Origin of the sequence: Bacillus sp. YBsi01 (assembly GCF_038406745.1) — a bacterium.
Lineage (GTDB): Bacteria > Bacillota > Bacilli > Bacillales > Bacillaceae > Bacillus > Bacillus siamensis.
In genome coordinates this window covers 2,332,985-2,351,282 of sequence record NZ_CP151679.1, presented here as the reverse complement: position 1 = coordinate 2,351,282, position 18,298 = coordinate 2,332,985, and the positions used below count along the sequence as shown (strand labels likewise).

Here is an 18,298-nt window from a genome sequence, read left to right as displayed (position 1 = left end):
AAAACTGCTTATTCTTTATTTGTACGTACTAATTTTTCTTATTTTTAGATAAAATTCTTTATAAGTACGTACAAATGTAACAACACTCTAATTTGTAAGCGTTTTTATTCTATTATTCGCGGGAGGGTAAAATTCATGAAGAATCACCCGGCACCAATTGGCTCAAATGTACCTGTCACTCGGGAGCATTCGAAGTGGTTTGTCATTCTTATCTCATGCGCGGCCGGACTGGGAGGGCTTTTGTACGGTTATGACACGGCGGTTATTTCCGGCGCCATCGGTTTTCTGAAAGACTTGTACCGTTTAAGTCCTTTTATGGAAGGGCTCGTGATTTCAAGCATTATGATCGGCGGTGTTTTCGGCGTCGGTATTTCCGGATTTTTGAGTGACCGTTTCGGACGGAGAAAGGTTCTGATGGCAGCGGCCCTTTTGTTTGCGGTGTCAGCGGTTGTCTCTGCGCTTTCTCAAAGTGTGTCTTCCTTAATTATCGCCAGAGTCATCGGCGGTCTGGGGATCGGAATGGGCTCCTCGCTTTCTGTCACCTATATTACCGAAGCCGCTCCGCCGGCCATACGCGGCAGTCTGTCCTCACTGTATCAGCTGTTTACGATATTGGGCATCTCCGGCACTTATTTTATTAACCTCGCCGTCCAGCAGTCCGGCTCATATGAATGGGGGGTGCACACCGGCTGGCGGTGGATGCTCGCTTACGGCATGATTCCGTCTGTCATCTTTTTTATCGTGCTGCTTATCGTGCCGGAAAGTCCGCGCTGGCTTGCAAAAGCGGGGCGCAGGAATGAAGCTCTCGCCGTGCTGACGCGCATTAACGGCGAGCAGACCGCGAAAGAAGAAATCAAACAAATCGAAACGTCTTTACAATTAGAAAAAATGGGTTCATTGTCTCAGCTGTTTAAACCGGGGCTGAGAAAAGCGCTTGTGATCGGGATTCTGCTGGCTTTGTTCAATCAGGTCATCGGCATGAACGCGATTACGTATTACGGGCCGGAAATCTTCAAAATGATGGGCTTCGGGCAGAATGCGGGGTTTGTCACGACATGCATCGTCGGTGTCGTCGAAGTGATTTTCACCATTATTGCGGTTCTTTTAGTCGATAAAGTTGGCCGGAAAAAGCTGATGGGGGTCGGATCAGCCTTTATGGCGCTGTTCATGATCTTAATCGGGGCATCCTTTTATTTTCAGCTGGCAAGCGGTCCGGCTTTAGTCGTCATTATATTAGGATTCGTCGCCGCTTTCTGCGTTTCAGTCGGGCCGATTACGTGGATCATGATTTCAGAAATCTTTCCGAACCACCTCCGCGCACGCGCCGCCGGTATTGCGACGATATTCCTGTGGGGGGCGAACTGGGCGATCGGCCAATTCGTGCCGATGATGATCAGCGGGCTGGGTCTCGCGTACACTTTCTGGATATTCGCCGTCATTAATATTCTCTGTTTCTTGTTTGTCGTGACGATCTGCCCTGAGACGAAAAATAAATCATTAGAGGAAATAGAAAAACTCTGGATAAAATGAAAGCGCTTTACGACAAAAGTCCGCTCCGGCGGGCTTTTGTCTGTCACTTTCAGTCCGTTTCTGTATATAATGACTGTATCAAGGAGATACTGGTAAATCCTGCGAAGAATGTCGAGGAATTGACCTTTAACAGTTGAATTAACAAAGTCATCCTGTTAAAATAATTAAAGAAAGCAGACATAATTTTTTTTGGCTATGATGGGACGTTTTTTGTCATAGCGGGACATTTTCTGTCCAGTATGAATAGGAAGGAACGTTTGAGTCATGAACCAGTTAATCCAAGCTCAAAAAAAATTATTGCCTGATCTTTTGCTTGTCATGCAGAAAAGATTTGAAATCTTGCAGTATATCAGGCTTACCGAACCGATCGGCCGCAGAAGTCTCGCAGCCAGTCTCGGATTGACCGAGCGCGTTCTCAGAAGCGAGGTTCAGTTTTTGAAAGAACAGAATCTCATTGATATTAAAACAAACGGCATGACAATGACGGAAGAAGGCTATTCACTGCTTTCGATTCTGGAAGATACGATGAAGGATGTTTTAGGATTGACGCTTTTGGAAAAGACATTAAAAGAGCGGCTTAATCTGAAAGACGCCATTATCGTCTCCGGAGACAGCGACCAATCTCCTTGGGTCAAAAAAGAATTAGGGAGAGCGGCCGTTGCGTGTATGAAAAAGAGATTTTCAGGCAAAAATATCGTCGCTGTAACCGGCGGTACAACAATTGAAGCCGTCGCTGATATGATGACGCCGGATTCTAAAAACCGCGAGCTTTTGTTTGTGCCTGCAAGAGGCGGTTTAGGCGAAGACGTGAAAAACCAGGCGAACACCATATGCGCGCATATGGCGGAAAAGGCTTCAGGCACTTACCGGCTTTTGTTTGTTCCCGGACAGCTGTCACAAGGCGCCTATTCATCTATTATTGAAGAACCTTCCGTAAAAGAGGTGCTTCAGACGATTAAATCAGCGAGTATGCTCATTCACGGAATCGGCGAAGCTAGAACAATGGCGGAGCGAAGAAACACGCCTTTGGAAGATTTGAAGAAAATAGATGACAATCATGCGGTGACAGAAGCATTCGGCTACTACTTTAATGCGGACGGAGAAGTCGTTCACAAGGTGCATTCAGTCGGAATGCAGCTCGATGACCTCGATGCCATTCCCGACATTATCGCAGTAGCGGGCGGATCATCAAAAGCAGAAGCAATCGAAGCTTATTTTAAAAAGCAGCGAAACACGGTTCTCGTCACGGACGAAGGAGCCGCAAAGAAGTTATTAAGGGATAACAGTCCCTCAATATAAATATCTCTCACTTATTAAAAGGAGGAAATAATCATGGCAGTAAAAGTCGGTATTAACGGTTTTGGTCGTATTGGACGTAACGTATTCCGCGCAGCATTAAACAATCCTGAAGTTGAGGTAGTGGCGGTTAACGATTTAACAGACGCTAACATGCTTGCTCATCTTTTACAATATGATTCCGTACACGGAAAATTAGACGCAGAAGTTAAAGTTGACGGCAGCAACCTTGTTGTTAACGGCAAAACAATCGAAGTTTCTGCTGAGCGCGATCCTGCGAAACTCAGCTGGGGCAAACAAGGCGTTGAAATCGTAGTTGAATCTACTGGTTTCTTCACAAAACGCGCAGACGCTGCGAAACATTTAGAAGCCGGCGCGAAAAAAGTCATCATCTCTGCACCTGCTAACGAAGAAGATATCACAATCGTTATGGGTGTTAACGAAGATAAATACGATGCAGCTAACCACGATGTTATCTCTAACGCATCTTGCACAACAAACTGCCTTGCGCCGTTTGCAAAAGTACTTAACGACAAATTCGGCATCAAACGCGGTATGATGACAACTGTTCACTCTTACACAAATGATCAGCAAATCCTTGATCTTCCGCACAAAGACTACCGTCGTGCGCGTGCAGCAGCTGAAAACATCATCCCAACATCAACTGGTGCTGCTAAAGCAGTTTCTCTAGTTCTTCCTGAACTAAAAGGCAAACTGAACGGCGGAGCTATGCGTGTGCCGACTCCAAACGTTTCTCTTGTTGACTTAGTTGCTGAACTTAACAAAGACGTAACGGTTGAAGACGTAAACGCAGCTCTTAAAGAAGCGGCTGAAGGCGATCTTAAAGGAATCCTTGGCTACAGCGAAGAGCCATTAGTATCCGGAGACTACAACGGCAATGCTAACTCTTCTACAATCGATGCTCTTTCTACAATGGTTATGGAAGGCAGCATGGTAAAAGTAATCTCTTGGTACGATAACGAAAGCGGCTACTCTAACCGCGTTGTTGACCTTGCAGCTTACATCGCAAAACAAGGTCTTTAATTCATAGCTCCCGGAAAGGGCCGGACTTGGTTCTTTCGGACAGAAACGCTATAATGAAAGCGGACAAGGGAAGGGGACGGACTCCCTTTCCCTTTTTCCATGAGAACCGGCTTTCAGAAAGCGCCGGATTGCTGCAGAACGTCCGCGTTTTGCAGTTTCAGCGGCACTTTCGTTTTCTGGCCGCCTGCCCTGGCTCAGAAGACGATCTGCCCCGTGCCCGGAAGCTGCAATCTGCCCCGCGGCGGAAGCATCATAAGGCGGTTTCACGTTTCACGTTTTTCGTGCTATGCAAACCATTTTGAAGGAGGATCTCCTAAGGCATGAATAAAAAAACAGTAAAAGACATCGACGTAAAAGGCAAAGTCGTATTCTGCCGCGTTGACTTTAACGTTCCAATGAAAGACGGGGAAGTAACAGACGATACTCGTATCCGCGCTGCGCTTCCGACAATCAAACATCTTGCAGACCAAGGCGCGAAAGTCCTTCTTGCGAGCCACTTAGGCCGCCCGAAAGGCGAAGTGGTTGAGGAGCTTCGTTTAACTCCTGTCGCTGCACGCTTAGGCGAACTGCTTGGCAAAGAAGTGAAAAAAGCAGATGAAGCTTACGGTGATGCTGTAAAAGCACAAATTTCTGATATGAAGGACGGAGACGTTCTTGTATTGGAAAACGTACGTTTCTACCCTGGCGAAGAGAAAAATGATCCTGAGCTTGCTAAAGCATTTGCTGAGCTTGCGGATGTATATGTCAATGACGCATTCGGTGCTGCCCACCGTGCTCACGCATCTACAGCCGGAATTGCCGAGCATCTGCCGGCGGTTGCAGGATTCCTGATGGAAAAAGAGCTTGACGTTCTCGGCAAAGCCGTGACAAATCCTGAGCGCCCGTTTACGGCAATCATCGGCGGAGCGAAAGTAAAAGACAAAATCGGCGTCATCGAAAGTCTGCTTGATAAAGTGGACAACTTGATCATCGGCGGAGGTCTTGCTTACACATTCGTTAAAGCGCTTGGCTATGAAGTCGGTAAATCTCTTCTTGAAGAAGATAAAATCGAGCTTGCAAAATCATTCATGGACCGCGCGAAAGAAAAAGGCGTTAAATTCTATATGCCGGAAGACGTTCTCGTTGCTGATGATTTCTCTAACGATGCAAACGTTCAAATCGTGCCGATCTCTGAGATTCCAAGTGATTTAGAAGCCATCGACATTGGTACGAAAACACGCGAAACGTACGCTGACGTCATCAAAAACAGCAAACTTGTCGTGTGGAACGGACCGATGGGCGTATTCGAAATCGACTTGTTCGCTCAAGGCACAAAAGCGGTTGCAGAAGCATTGGCAGAGGCGAATGATACATACTCTGTCATCGGCGGAGGAGACTCTGCGGCAGCCGTTGAAAAATTCGGCCTTGCTGACAAAATGAGCCACATCTCAACAGGCGGCGGCGCATCCCTTGAATTTATGGAAGGCAAAGAGCTTCCAGGGGTAGCTGCACTGAACGATAAATAAAACTGCTATAAGGAAGTGGAACAGATGAGAAAACCAATTATAGCCGGTAACTGGAAAATGAACAAAACACTCGGCGAGGCTGTCAGCTTCGTTGAAGAAGTGAAATCTTCCATTCCAGCAGCAGACAAAGCGGAAGCCGTTGTTTGCGCACCAGCACTTTTCTTAGAAAAGCTGACTTCTGCTGTTAAAGGAACTGACTTAAAAGTCGGCGCCCAAAACATGCATTTTGAAGAAAACGGTGCGTTCACAGGCGAAATCAGCCCGGTTGCTCTGAAAGACCTTGGCGTGGAATACTGTGTCATCGGCCACTCTGAGCGCCGTGAAATGTTCGCTGAAACAGATGAAACTGTTAACAAAAAAGCGCATGCCGCTTTCAAACACGGCATTGTGCCGATCATTTGCGTAGGTGAAACGCTTGAAGAGCGCGAAGCCGGAAAAACAAATGATCTTGTTGCCGATCAAGTGAAAAAAGGTCTTGCGGGTCTTTCTGAAGAGCAAGTTGCTGCTTCCGTTATTGCGTACGAGCCAATCTGGGCAATCGGAACAGGCAAATCTTCTACAGCGAAAGATGCTAACGACGTCTGCGCGCATATCCGTAAAGTCGTTGCTGAAAGCTTCAGCCAGGAAACTGCTGACAAGCTCCGCATTCAATACGGCGGCAGCGTAAAACCTGCAAATATTAAAGAATATATGGCAGAGTCCGATATTGACGGTGCTTTGGTCGGCGGCGCAAGCCTTGAACCGCAGTCATTCGTTCAATTATTGGAGGAAGGTCAATATGAGTAAAAAACCAGCTGCACTCATCATTCTTGATGGGTTCGGATTACGCAATGAAACAGTCGGAAATGCAGTCGCACAAGCGAAAAAACCGAATTTCGACCGTTATTGGAACCAATACCCTCATCAGACGCTGACGGCATCAGGCGAAGCAGTCGGACTGCCTGAAGGACAGATGGGGAACTCTGAAGTCGGACATTTGAATATCGGCGCAGGACGTATTGTGTACCAAAGCTTAACACGCGTGAACGTTGCCATCCGCGAAGGCGAATTCGAACGCAATCAAACGTTCCTTGACGCCATCAAAAACGCGAAAGACAACGACAAAGCGCTGCACCTGTTCGGCCTTCTTTCTGACGGGGGCGTACACAGTCACATCAATCATTTATTCGCGCTGCTGAAGCTTGCGAAAAGTGAAGGGCTGACGAAGGTGTATATCCACGGTTTCCTCGACGGCCGCGATGTAGGTCCGCAAACTGCGAAAACTTACATTCAGCAGCTGAATGAGCAGATCGAAGAAATCGGTGTCGGTGAAATCGCCAGCATTTCCGGACGCTACTACTCCATGGACCGCGACAAACGCTGGGACCGTGTAGAAAAAGCGTACCGCGCAATGGCTTACGGCGAAGGCCCGTCTTACCGCAGCGCGATGGATGTAGTTGACGATTCTTATGCGAACGGCATTCATGATGAATTCGTCATCCCGTCCGTTATCACAAAAGAAAACGGTGAACCCGTTGCGAAAATTCATGACGGCGATTCTGTGATTTTCTATAATTTCAGACCTGACCGCGCCATCCAGATTTCGAACACGTTTACCAACAAAGATTTCCGCGATTTCGACCGCGGTGAACATCATCCGAAAAACCTGTATTTCGTCTGCCTGACTCACTTCAGTGAATCTGTTGACGGATATGTGGCTTTTAAACCGGTAAACCTTGACAATACGGTTGGTGAAGTATTAGCACAGCACGGGTTAAAACAGCTTCGCATTGCAGAAACTGAAAAGTATCCGCACGTTACGTTCTTTATGAGCGGCGGCCGCGAAGAAGAATTCCCGGGCGAAGAGCGCATCCTTATCAACTCGCCGAAGGTTGCGACATATGACCTGAAGCCTGAAATGAGTGCGTATGAAGTGAAGGATGCTCTTGTAAAAGAAATCGCGGCTGACAAGCATGACGCGATCATCCTGAACTTTGCAAACCCTGACATGGTCGGCCACTCCGGAATGGTCGAACCGACGATTAAAGCAATTGAAGCAGTGGACGAGTGCTTAGGCGAAGTGGTTGACGCCATCATCGCTAAAGGCGGGCATGCCATCATTACCGCTGATCACGGTAATGCAGATATTCTGATTACAGAATCAGGCGAACCGCACACTGCCCATACGACAAATCCAGTCCCTGTCATTGTGACGAAAGAAGGCGTGACGCTGCGCGAAGGCGGAATCCTAGGCGACCTCGCACCAACGTTATTAGACCTTCTCGGTGTTGAAAAACCGAAAGAAATGACCGGAACATCTTTAATTCAAAAATAATTTGAAATCAAAAGGAGAGACAAAACTCATGCCATACATTGTTGATGTTTATGCACGCGAAGTCCTTGACTCCCGCGGCAACCCGACAGTTGAAGTAGAAGTATATACAGAAACAGGAGCTTTCGGCCGCGCATTAGTGCCAAGCGGAGCTTCTACAGGCGAATACGAAGCGGTTGAGCTTCGTGACGGCGACAAAGACCGTTACCTTGGAAAAGGCGTGTTAACTGCTGTTAACAACGTAAACGAAATCATTTCTCCAGAGCTTCTCGGCTTTGACGTAACAGAACAAAACGCAATCGATCAGCTTTTAATCGAGCTTGATGGAACTGAAAACAAAGGCAAACTCGGTGCGAACGCTATCCTTGGCGTATCTATGGCTTGTGCGCGCGCAGCTGCTGATTTCTTACAGATCCCTCTTTATCAGTACCTTGGAGGCTTCAACTCAAAAACGCTTCCTGTACCGATGATGAACATCGTAAACGGCGGAGAGCATGCTGACAACAACGTAGACATTCAAGAATTCATGATTATGCCTGTAGGCGCGCCTAACTTCCGTGAAGCGCTTCGCATGGGCGCTCAAATCTTCCACAGCCTGAAATCAGTTCTTTCTGCTAAAGGCATGAACACAGCTGTAGGTGACGAAGGCGGATTCGCTCCGAACCTTGGTTCTAACGAAGAAGCGCTTCAAACAATCGTTGAAGCAATCGAAAAAGCCGGCTTCAAACCTGGCGAAGAAGTGAAACTTGCTATGGATGCTGCATCTTCTGAGTTCTACAACAAAGAAGACGGCAAATACCATCTGTCTGGCGAAGGCGTTGTGAAAACATCTGCTGAAATGGTTGACTGGTATGAAGAAATGGTTTCTAAATACCCAATCATCTCTATCGAAGACGGACTTGACGAAAACGACTGGGAAGGCCACAAACTTCTTACAGAGCGTCTTGGCAAAAAAGTTCAGCTTGTCGGTGACGACCTTTTCGTTACAAACACGAAAAAGCTTGCTGAAGGTATTAAAAACGGCGTAGGCAACTCTATCCTGATCAAAGTAAACCAAATCGGTACATTGACTGAAACATTCGATGCGATCGAAATGGCGAAACGCGCAGGCTACACTGCCGTTATCTCTCACCGTTCTGGTGAAACTGAAGACAGCACAATCGCTGACATCGCTGTGGCAACGAACGCAGGACAAATCAAAACAGGTGCTCCGTCCCGTACGGACCGTGTTGCGAAATACAACCAGCTTCTTCGCATCGAAGATCAGTTGGCTGAAACTGCTCAATACCACGGTATCAACTCTTTCTATAACTTGAATAAGTAATCGAAAAAACCTCCCCAAGGGGAGGTTTTTTTATATGTCTGCATAAAGCCTTACCATATCGCGGCACTGTATCCCGTTTTCGAAAATCTCCTCTTCATAATGCCTGATGAAAAAATCATGGTCGATGGCTTGGAGTCTGAAGCCGCATTTTTGGTAAAGGGCAAGCTGGCCTATACTGGAGTTGCCCGTTCCGATTTCAATAGTCACTGCTCCCATTTGTTTTGCCTTATTCAAGGCCTCTTCTAAGAGCTTTCTGCCGATGCCTTTGTTCTGCATTGATTCGTTTACCGCAATATTGACGATTTCCACCGTTTTTGGTCTTGTTTTTAAAAGGACGAAGACCCCTGCAAGCTCGTCTGACGTCCAAGCCGTATAGCATTCGCCTCTGGCAAGATAATCATCGACAATTTCCCTCGACGGATCGGCCAGCAGCAATAGTTCATACAGCGCTTCATCCCGCTCTGCCGCTTTTCGGATGCTCAGTTTTTGCATGTCCGTTTCTCCTCCTTCATTGTGATCGGCAGCTATTTTTTCAAAATAACTCCAAAATCATTCTACTTTATTATAAAATATGAAACATAGGAAAAGTTATACAAGTTTTGCAGATTGAATAGGAGGAAAGTCATGTTTTTTTGTAAATATTGCGGCCGACAGAATAATGAAGAGGCGCATTTCTGTAAAGAATGCGGAAAGCCGATCGGGAAAGGAAGCCGGCTGGAGCGGCAGGCGGCTGAATCCGCATCACAGCCGAGAAAGCCGATCCCTAAAAAAACGCTCTTCCTATGGGGAGGCATCGCCGCAGCGCTGATCTTATTGATTGCCGCATATAAAACCGGAGCCTGGCTGACATCTGAAAAAAGGCTCACGGATCAATTCGAACAGGCGGTTCATGACGGGGACACGAAAAAGCTCGCAGCCCTTCTCACCCCTTCAGATAAAAAAATGAAGCTGAATGAGACCAATGTCAAACCGCTCCTTGCATACGCAAAGAAACACGGTGAACTGCTGGAATCGCTTCGCGGCAATTCATCTGAAAAAGATGCGGTATATGTCAAAAAAGAGGGAAAAACCCTTCTCTTGTTCGACCATTATGAACTGAAAGTCGATCCAGTTTATTTCCGCATCACAAGTAATTATAAAGGCGCCGATCTTTACATCAACAGCGAGAAAACCGGTACGGTCAAAAAAGCCGATGAAACCCAAACATTCGGCCCGTATGCACCCGGTGTCTATACGGCGGAAGCCAAGCTTCAAAATGATACGGTTGACGTTGTCAAAAAGCAAGAGGCGGAGGCAGCCGGAAGCCGGAATGTTGAGTTTGACCTGCCGTTAGACGCCGAGGATGTGACGTTCACTCCGGCAGACAGCTTCAAAAACGCGAAAGGCGATCTGCTGATAAACGGCAAGTCCGTCCATAAAGACCCTTTTAAGTCCGTTACATACGGCCCGCTCTTAACTGACGGCTCCATGACAGCCGCCGTGGAGGCTGATTTTCCTTGGGGGGAAACAAAAACTGCCGATGTTCCGATCAACGGCACTGATATGGAATTAACGCTAATTCCCGATCAAGATACACAAAAAACAATCATGGACACGATTGTCAAAACAACGAAGCAGTATACAAAAGCGATGGCAGACGGAAATACGGATAAGATGACAGAGGCTGGTTCAGCGTGGAAGGAGCAGACGAAAGAAGTGGTTTCCGGCATGAAGAGTTCCGGCACTTTTTTGAAGGATCAGTATAAAGAGACAAGCTTTGATCTGGATTCATTTGCGATTTCACAAGAGAACGGCCGCTGGCAAGTAACTGTTACGGGTAAAGAGCTTCATGAGTCTGCTTATTTCGACGGGAATACGAAGCCTGATATGGAAGAGGCTGAACCGAGCTTTCATTATATACTGTCATATGATACAAAACATAAAAAATGGGTTTTCGAAAAAGCTGACCCTGCCTCAGATTCTTCTGGGGCAAATGTGAAAAAAATAAAAAACGACCAGCCGAAAACCTACACATCCGCATGGGCGTCATCCAAAGGAAAGGCAGCTTCAGGCAGCCTCACGAATGAACAAGTCACATCGTTTATGGTTGATTACCTGACAAATCAATCAAGCGCCGTCAGCCTGAACAATTTCGCCATCATGGCGGGCAATTTGGAAGAGGGAAGCCCTTTGTATGCTGATCAGCAAAAATTGGTTAAAAAACTATACGGCGAGGGAACGACAGAAGTATTTAATGAAGTGAATGTAAAAAGCTTTTCGCAGAACGGCTCCCATCTGACGATTCATACGTATGAGGAGTTTTATATTACGAAAGCCGGCGGCAGTCCGAAGCTCAGAACATTTAATTGGACGTATGGCGGCGTGGTGAAAGACGGAAGAATTTATTTAACATCCATTCAATAAAAAAATCCCCGCGCCAATCAGGCGGCGGGGGTTTTCGTTTTTAAAAGAAAAGATAATTCATAAGTTCTTTTGTGTAATGCTTGATCGTGAATTGAAATGTTACGCAAATGATGAAATAGATGACGATAATAGCATAAGTGATATCCGCTTTAGCCGTGAGCTGATGCTGGTAGCTCGCCAGCATGAGCGGAGGCACGGCAAACGCCGCTCCTAAAAGACCGACAGCCAGAATGGTAAAGCAAACGGTTGTGTGCATCAGCATAAAAATGAGTGCAAGAAGCAAAATAGCCGTAAACGGAATCAAAAACGCCCCGAATCTGGACAGCGAATCTTTAAATGACACCTGCGCGCCGCCGGCCTTCAATGCGATAAAAATCAAGAGATACAGGCAGAAAACACATATTGCAAAGGTAAGCGCCGGTTTGATCACAACCGCGGTAAAACTGACGTCACGAAAGCCGTCTGATAAGAGAATATACATCATAATCGGCGTTATCAGACAGAAAAGCACCATGTTGATTATGCTGCTGACAAGCTGTTCACTGCCTGTCGTTTTGCATGTCTGATACGGTTTCTTTAACACATTAAGCACGAATAAGGCAAATTGCTTTGAAGCCTGTTTAGCAGCGGCGCCGGCCTGCATTTGGCCTGAACCGGTCTGGTTGGGCTGGGGCGCACCGCACTTTTCACAAAACTTTCCGCCATCTGTATGATGGCCGCATTGAGGACAATACATTCTAAAACTCCTTTTACATGTAATATAGGGATTTTGTTCAATATTTACATTATAAAAGAAAATAGGGCGGATGTAACGGAGATTTCTAAAGATATACTATTCACTTTCTCTATTATTTGATAATAGAGAAAAAGTACCCATTATGGTAGAATTTTTAACGAGAGTATTGATCAGGGTGATAGAGGAAATTAACTGATGCTAAAAAAATTAAAAATGCTTTATCGGCTGTTGAAATTCGGAAAAGGCTTATGGAGATAGCAAACGGAAAAAACCGTCCTGTAAGGGCGGTTTTTTTCTGTTTCCAGATCGGCCGGCTGAGGTTACAAGAAGCAGGCACCGGGGTAAAAATCATGCATAAGAAACAGCGGAAAACAAAACATAAATCACAACGGCAAGTCATAAGGAGGTACGCATGTTTTCATTTATCATTCATGTCTTCATTTCCCTGTTTGCAGTGTCCAACCCCATCGGAAACGTGCCGATTTTTCTTTCACTGACAGAGGGCTACCCGGAGAAAGAACGGACAGCGATCGCACGCAAGGCGTCCGTGCTGTCGTTTATCATCTTGGCGGCATTTTTAATCTTCGGCCATCTGATCTTTAAACTGTTTGACATTAATATTCATGCCCTGCGTATCGCGGGCGGTATTTTTATTTTCGGCATCGCTTATAATCTTTTGAACGCGAAACAATCACATGTACAGTCCCTTCATCATGAAGAGAAGGGGGAAAGCAAGGAGAAAGCGGATATTTCCGTGACGCCTCTGTCGATTCCGATTATCGCCGGTCCCGGTACGATTGCGACGGTAATGAGTCTGTCGGCCGGCCACGGCGGCATCTTCCATTACATCAGCGTGCTGATCGGTATTGCGGCCGTCATCGCGATGACGTTCATCTTCTTTCACTATTCTTCTTTCATCAGCAACAAGCTCGGGAAAACCGAAATGAACGTGATTACCCGGCTGATGGGTTTGATTTTGGCGGTAGTGGCGATCGGCATGATCGGCGCCGGTCTGAAAGGCATGTTCCCGATATTGGTTTCCTGACTTAAAAAAAGCAGCGCCCGGTTATCTGCGGGCGCTGCTTTTTTCTATTTTCGGCACATGCTGAAACACTTCTTCACTCTCAAAAAATTCTATCAAACGGCTCAGCCAGTCATAATAATGGAGCCAGTCCGTCAGTTCGTTCAAAAGCTGACGGGCTTTTTCTTCAATTTCGGGACTGAGGTTTTCCGATTCCAGAAGCTCAGTCAGCTCACGGTTCAGCTTCTTATACAGCATTTTATTTTTGCTGACCGCCTTTGTCCAATTTGCCGTAAACAGGGAGATGAACGTCTGGTAATAATCACGCTCCACGTCGTAAAGGTCTTTCCGAACGCCTTTTTCAAACACTTTTTCAGCCAGATTGGCATCGGTCATCTCGCGGACCACCTGGCTCATCCTCGTTTTGCTCATGCCGGTCGCCTCTGACAGCTCATTTAACGTCATCGGCTTTCGGTTCATATAAATAATACCGAGCACACGCCCCAGTGTGGCCGGCATTCCGAATGTATGCATATTCTCGGCGATTCTCTCAATGAGATGCTCTTCAGCTTGACCGATGATATCAAGAGCGTTTTTTTCCACGGCTGATCATCCCTTCACTGGCTTTTCATGCTGACAATATATCATATTTTTTACAGTTGTTGAAAAAGATGATGCGGCAGGATATGCGAGCTTTCCGGAGCGATTGTAAGAACGTCCCCGTTGTCAGCGGGATAACATCAAATAATACGTATATTATATATAATTTAGACACATTGTAAACTTTTTATTTTATAAACTTCATCTTATAATAAAGATTATACTTTTCAGAAAAATAACGGAATCCTTCGGAGGTGCACGGATTGCTGAGATTAGAAAATGTATCAAAAATCTATAAAGGCGGAAAAAAAGCCGTCAACAGCATTGATTTAAATATCGAAAAAGGCGAGTTTATTTGTTTTATCGGGCCGAGCGGCTGCGGAAAAACAACGACGATGAAAATGATTAACAGACTGATTGAGCCGTCATCAGGAAAGATTTTTATCGATGGCGAAAACATCATGGAGCAGGACCCCGTGGAGCTGAGACGGAAAATCGGCTACGTCATTCAGCAGATCGGACTTTTCCCCCACATGACCATTCAGCAGAACATTTCCCTCGTGCCGAAACTGCTGAAATGGCCGGAACAAAAGCGGAAGGAACGGGCGCGGGAGCTTTTGAAGCTCGTCGATATGGGCCCGGAATATTTAGACCGCTATCCTCATGAGCTGAGCGGCGGACAGCAGCAGAGAATCGGCGTGCTGCGCGCCCTGGCAGCGGAACCTCCCCTTATTCTCATGGATGAACCGTTCGGAGCGCTTGATCCGATTACACGTGATTCGCTTCAGGAAGAATTCAAAAAACTGCAAAGAACACTGAATAAAACGATTGTGTTTGTAACCCACGACATGGATGAAGCTATTAAGCTGGCTGACCGGATCGTCATTTTAAAAGCGGGAGAGATCGTTCAGGCCGGCACTCCTGATGACATCCTCCGAAATCCGGCTAATGAGTTTGTCGAAGAATTTATCGGCAAAGAACGGTTATTGCAATCAAGACCTGACATTGAACGCGTCGAGCAAATGATGAACAAAAAGCCCGTCACCGTTACGGCGGACAAAACGCTTTCGCAGGCGATACAGGTGATGCGGGAGCACCGGGTCGATTCCCTGCTTGTCGTTGATGACCTGAATGTGCTGCAAGGATATGTAGATGTCGAAATCATTGATCAGAACCGGAAAAAAGCAAGCCTCGTCGGCGACGTGCTCCGCTCTGATCTGTATACGGTCGAACAGGGGACGCTCCTCCGCGATACCGTACGCAAAATTTTAAAGCGCGGAATGAAATACGTACCCGTCGTTGATGAACAAAGGCATTTGGTCGGGATTGTCACGAGAGCGAGCCTTGTCGACATCGTTTACGATTCAATCTGGGGCGAGGAAGACCAGCTGGTGACAGGCTGACAAGGGGAGGAACGCTTACAATGAATGAAATGATCAAGTTTTTGCAGACGAACGGCGGAGAGCTTTTATATAAAACGTGGGAGCATTTATATATTTCAATCATCGCCGTCATATTAGGCATTCTCGTCGCCGTTCCGCTCGGAGTGGGGCTGACGAGAATGAAAAAGGGCGCAGGCGCTGTCATCGGCGCCGTCAACATTGTGCAGACCTTGCCGAGTCTCGCGATACTGGCATTCTTTATCCCGCTGTTAGGGGTGGGAAAGCTGCCGGCGATCGTCGCGCTGTTTTTCTATTCGGTGCTGCCGATTCTCCGGAACACGTACACCGGCATTCAAGGCGTAAACAAAAATCTGCTGGAATCGGGAAAAGGCATCGGGATGACGGTCTGGGAGCAGATCAGGCTTGTGGAACTGCCGCTTGCGGTTCCGGTGATCATGGCGGGCATCCGCACATCCACCATTTATCTGATCGGCTGGGCGACGCTTGCTTCCTTTATCGGGGGCGGCGGGCTCGGAGACTATATTTTTATCGGCCTGAACCTCTATCAGCCTGAATATATTATCGGCGGCGCCGTGCCCGTCACCATTTTAGCCATTATCATCGATTATCTGCTGGCGGCGACGGAACGGAAGGTGACGCCGAAAGGGCTGAAAGGACTGAAGGAAGTATCATAAGGAGTTGGCTGTTTTGAAAAGAAACCTAAAGAGATGGATGTGCGCGCTGGCGCTGTCGGCTGCTCTGCTTGTAGGCGGCTGTTCCCTTCCCGGGCTGAGCGGGGCTTCCGATGATACGATTAAAATCGGGGCGCAAAGCATGACGGAATCAGAAATTATCGCCAATATGCTCGCACAGATGATTGAGCACAATACAGATTTGAATACGGCATTAATTAAAAACCTCGGATCAAACTATGTCCAGCAGCAGGCGATGCTCGGCGGTGAAATCGATATCGCCGCGACGCGCTACTCAGGAACTGACTTAACGAGCACCCTCGGCATGGAAGCGGAAAAAGATCCGAAAAAAGCATTATCCATCGTGCAGAAAGAATTTGAGAAACGCTTCCATTACAAATGGTTTGATTCCTACGGATTTGAAAACACATACGCTTTTACCGTCACGAAAGAGCTTGCGGAAAAAGACCATTTAGACAAAGTATCAGATATTAAGAAGTATGCGGATCAATTTAAGCTCGGTGTAGACAATGCGTGGCTGAAACGAAAAGGCGACGGCTATAAGGGCTTCACCGACACGTACGGCTATGAATTCGGCACAACTTATCCAATGCAGATCGGACTTGTATACGATGCCGTGAAAAACGGGAAAATGGATGCCGTCCTCGCCTATTCAACGGACGGACGGATTAAAGCGTACGATCTGAAAATTTTAAAAGACGACAAGCAGTTTTTCCCGCCGTATGACTGTTCGCCGGTCATCCCCGACAGCGTGCTGAAACAGCATCCGGAACTGAATGGCATTGTGAATAAACTGATCGGCAAAATCGATACGGAAACGATGCAGGAATTGAATTACGAGGTGGACGGCAAGCTGAAAGAACCGTCCGTCGTCGCTAAAGAATTTTTGGAGAAACATCATTATTTTGAATAAGAAATGAGGTGGGGCAAATGGAAGTGCTGCAGCAGCTCGGCACTTATTATTCTCAAAACGGCGCCTATGTGCTTCAGGAGTTTTACCGCCATTTTCTCATGTCGGTATACGGCGTTTTATTTGCGGCGGTCGTTGGGATTCCGCTCGGCATCTTCATTGCCAGATACAGAACATTAAGCGGCTGGGTATTCGCGGTGACAAACGTGATTCAGACCGTGCCGGCGCTTGCGATGCTCGCGGTGCTGATGCTTGTCATGGGGCTCGGCGCCAATACGGTGATTTTGTCGCTGTTTTTATATTCGCTTCTTCCGATCATCCGGAATACGTACACGGGAATCGCCAGCATTGAACACGCTTATCTTGAATCGGGAAAAGCGATGGGCATGACCAAATTTCAAGTGCTTCGCATGGTGGAATTGCCGCTTGCGCTCTCCGTCATCATGGCGGGGCTGCGGACGGCGCTCGTCATCGCGATCGGCATTACGGCAATCGGTACGTTTGTCGGCGCTGGCGGACTCGGTGACATTATTGTCAGAGGCTCAAACGCCACGAACGGAACCGCGATTATTTTAGCCGGCGCCATCCCGACAGCGCTGATGGCAGTTATCGCAGATCTTGTGATGGCGTGGCTGGAGCGGGCGCTGAGCCCGGGGAGAAAGAAAAAACGAACCAAAGCGCCGAATGCGGCATGAAAAAAACGCCTTGCGGGTCAGGGCGTTTTTTCTTATGGCTTCGGAACATGCTTGAAAATTTCTTCGCTTTCGAAAAACTCGATCAGGCGGCTGATCCAATTGTAGTAATCCAGCCAATCCTTTAATTCTTTCAGCAGTTCATTGATTTTTTCCTCAGCTTCCTCCGGCACGCCGTTTTCAAGAACGGCCGTCAGTTCGCGGTTCAGCTTTTTATGCATCATCTTATTTTTGCTGACGACCTTGCTCCATGTGGCCGTAAACAGCGTAATAAAGGTTTGGTAATAATCCTGCTCGACGTCGTATAAATCTTTGCGGACGCCTTTTTCAAACACTTTTTCCGCCAGATTGACGTCAAGCATTTCACGGACGGCCTGGCTCATTCTCGTTTTGCTCATGCCGGTCGCTTCTGATAATTCAGTTAAGGTCATCGGCTTGCGGTTCATATAAATAATGCCTAAAATGCGTCCCACCGTCGCGGGCATCCCGAATGTATGCATATTTTCAGCGATTCGTTCTATTAAATGATCTTCGGCTTGTTCGATTACGTGTAACGGATCTTTCTCCAACAGTTTCAATCCTTTCAGTCAGCAATTCCGATGTCAATATACCATATTTTTAAACCGGCGGAAATGCTCTTCCGAGAGAATTTGGCAGTAATTCGGAGCAATAAGAAGAACTTTGCCGGTCAATACGGGTAAATCAGTGCTTACACAACCTTTATATATAATATGGACAAATTGTAAACTTTTTTATTTATAAAGTTTAATTTATAATGGGAAACATTCAATTGTCTGAAAAGTTAAATACAAATTTAACAAATTGAATAAA

Annotated in this window: 17 protein-coding genes; 13 read left to right on the top strand and 4 right to left on the bottom strand. The window is 46.8% G+C overall.

Annotated elements, in window-relative coordinates; translation table 11 throughout:
- The first annotated feature begins 135 nt into the window (after positions 1-135).
- From AADZ70_RS11755 to eno, 7 genes are all read left to right on the top strand, one after another.
- Positions 136-1,530 (top strand): sugar porter family MFS transporter, encoded by a 1,395-nt coding sequence (locus AADZ70_RS11755; protein ID WP_095241316.1) that lies wholly within the window; start codon positions 136-138, stop codon positions 1,528-1,530.
- A gap of 264 nt (positions 1,531-1,794) precedes the next feature.
- Positions 1,795-2,829 (top strand): gapA transcriptional regulator CggR, encoded by a 1,035-nt coding sequence (cggR, locus tag AADZ70_RS11750; RefSeq protein WP_016937886.1) that lies wholly within the window; start codon positions 1,795-1,797, stop codon positions 2,827-2,829.
- A 33-nt stretch (positions 2,830-2,862) separates the two neighbouring features.
- Positions 2,863-3,870, top strand: coding sequence for a type I glyceraldehyde-3-phosphate dehydrogenase (gene gap / locus AADZ70_RS11745; protein ID WP_016937887.1), 1,008 nt, complete (start codon positions 2,863-2,865; stop codon positions 3,868-3,870).
- Positions 3,871-4,190: 320 nt separating this feature from the next.
- Positions 4,191-5,375, top strand: a complete 1,185-nt coding sequence (locus AADZ70_RS11740) for a phosphoglycerate kinase (RefSeq protein WP_016937889.1) — start codon at positions 4,191-4,193, stop codon at positions 5,373-5,375.
- A gap of 24 nt (positions 5,376-5,399) precedes the next feature.
- A complete protein-coding gene (gene tpiA, locus AADZ70_RS11735) occupies positions 5,400-6,161 on the top strand; it encodes a triose-phosphate isomerase (protein WP_016937890.1) in 762 nt (253 codons plus the stop codon).
- Positions 6,154-7,689, top strand: a complete 1,536-nt coding sequence (gene gpmI / locus AADZ70_RS11730; RefSeq protein ID WP_016937891.1) for a 2,3-bisphosphoglycerate-independent phosphoglycerate mutase — start codon at positions 6,154-6,156, stop codon at positions 7,687-7,689. Before tpiA ends, gpmI begins: the two co-directional genes overlap by 8 nt.
- A 28-nt stretch (positions 7,690-7,717) precedes the next feature.
- Complete coding sequence (gene eno / locus AADZ70_RS11725) at positions 7,718-9,010, top strand: phosphopyruvate hydratase (protein WP_007409956.1); 1,293 nt, start codon at positions 7,718-7,720, stop codon at positions 9,008-9,010.
- Between the two features lie 30 nt (positions 9,011-9,040).
- Here eno and AADZ70_RS11720 read toward each other — a convergent pair whose 3' ends face one another.
- Positions 9,041-9,502 carry a GNAT family N-acetyltransferase gene (locus AADZ70_RS11720; RefSeq protein WP_045925934.1) on the bottom strand — a complete coding sequence of 154 codons (462 nt, stop codon included), beginning with the start codon at positions 9,500-9,502 and terminating at the stop codon, positions 9,041-9,043.
- 132 nt (positions 9,503-9,634) lie between these two features.
- Here AADZ70_RS11720 and AADZ70_RS11715 point away from each other — a divergent pair, with 132 nt between their 5' ends.
- Positions 9,635-11,413 carry a hypothetical protein gene (locus AADZ70_RS11715; protein WP_342007078.1) on the top strand — a complete coding sequence of 593 codons (1,779 nt, stop codon included), beginning with the start codon at positions 9,635-9,637 and terminating at the stop codon, positions 11,411-11,413.
- A 40-nt stretch (positions 11,414-11,453) separates the two neighbouring features.
- Here AADZ70_RS11715 and AADZ70_RS11710 read toward each other — a convergent pair whose 3' ends face one another.
- Positions 11,454-12,149: a zinc ribbon domain-containing protein gene (locus tag AADZ70_RS11710; RefSeq protein ID WP_061573640.1), complete on the bottom strand. Its 696-nt coding sequence runs from the start codon at positions 12,147-12,149 to the stop codon at positions 11,454-11,456.
- A gap of 412 nt (positions 12,150-12,561) precedes the next feature.
- On the opposite strand from AADZ70_RS11710, the gene AADZ70_RS11705 reads away from it, so the two are divergent.
- On the top strand, positions 12,562-13,194 hold the full coding sequence (locus AADZ70_RS11705) for an NAAT family transporter (protein ID WP_014471043.1): 633 nt from the start codon (positions 12,562-12,564) through the stop codon (positions 13,192-13,194).
- Positions 13,195-13,215: 21 nt separating this feature from the next.
- Here the strand turns inward: AADZ70_RS11705 and AADZ70_RS11700 are convergent, their stop codons facing one another.
- Complete coding sequence (locus tag AADZ70_RS11700) at positions 13,216-13,773, bottom strand: GbsR/MarR family transcriptional regulator (protein ID WP_045925937.1); 558 nt, start codon at positions 13,771-13,773, stop codon at positions 13,216-13,218.
- 260 nt (positions 13,774-14,033) lie between these two features.
- Here AADZ70_RS11700 and opuCA point away from each other — a divergent pair, with 260 nt between their 5' ends.
- The 4 genes from opuCA to opuCD are packed head-to-tail and all read left to right on the top strand — an operon-like array spanning position 14,034 to position 17,470.
- The gene (gene opuCA, locus AADZ70_RS11695) at positions 14,034-15,173 is read left to right on the top strand and encodes an osmoprotectant ABC transporter ATP-binding protein OpuCA (RefSeq protein WP_016937896.1); all 1,140 of its coding nucleotides are present in this window, start codon (positions 14,034-14,036) and stop codon (positions 15,171-15,173) included.
- Positions 15,174-15,193: 20 nt separating this feature from the next.
- Positions 15,194-15,847 (top strand): ABC transporter permease, encoded by a 654-nt coding sequence (locus tag AADZ70_RS11690; protein WP_047477185.1) that lies wholly within the window; start codon positions 15,194-15,196, stop codon positions 15,845-15,847.
- Positions 15,848-15,884: 37 nt separating this feature from the next.
- Positions 15,885-16,778 (top strand): osmoprotectant ABC transporter substrate-binding lipoprotein OpuCC, encoded by an 894-nt coding sequence (gene opuCC, locus AADZ70_RS11685; protein WP_342008061.1) that lies wholly within the window; start codon positions 15,885-15,887, stop codon positions 16,776-16,778.
- 17 nt (positions 16,779-16,795) lie between these two features.
- Positions 16,796-17,470: a glycine betaine/carnitine/choline/choline sulfate ABC transporter permease OpuCD gene (opuCD, locus tag AADZ70_RS11680; protein ID WP_342007077.1), complete on the top strand. Its 675-nt coding sequence runs from the start codon at positions 16,796-16,798 to the stop codon at positions 17,468-17,470.
- Positions 17,471-17,502: 32 nt separating this feature from the next.
- Here the strand turns inward: opuCD and AADZ70_RS11675 are convergent, their stop codons facing one another.
- Positions 17,503-18,036: a GbsR/MarR family transcriptional regulator gene (locus tag AADZ70_RS11675; RefSeq protein ID WP_003151660.1), complete on the bottom strand. Its 534-nt coding sequence runs from the start codon at positions 18,034-18,036 to the stop codon at positions 17,503-17,505.
- Between the last annotated feature and the right edge of the window lie 262 nt (positions 18,037-18,298).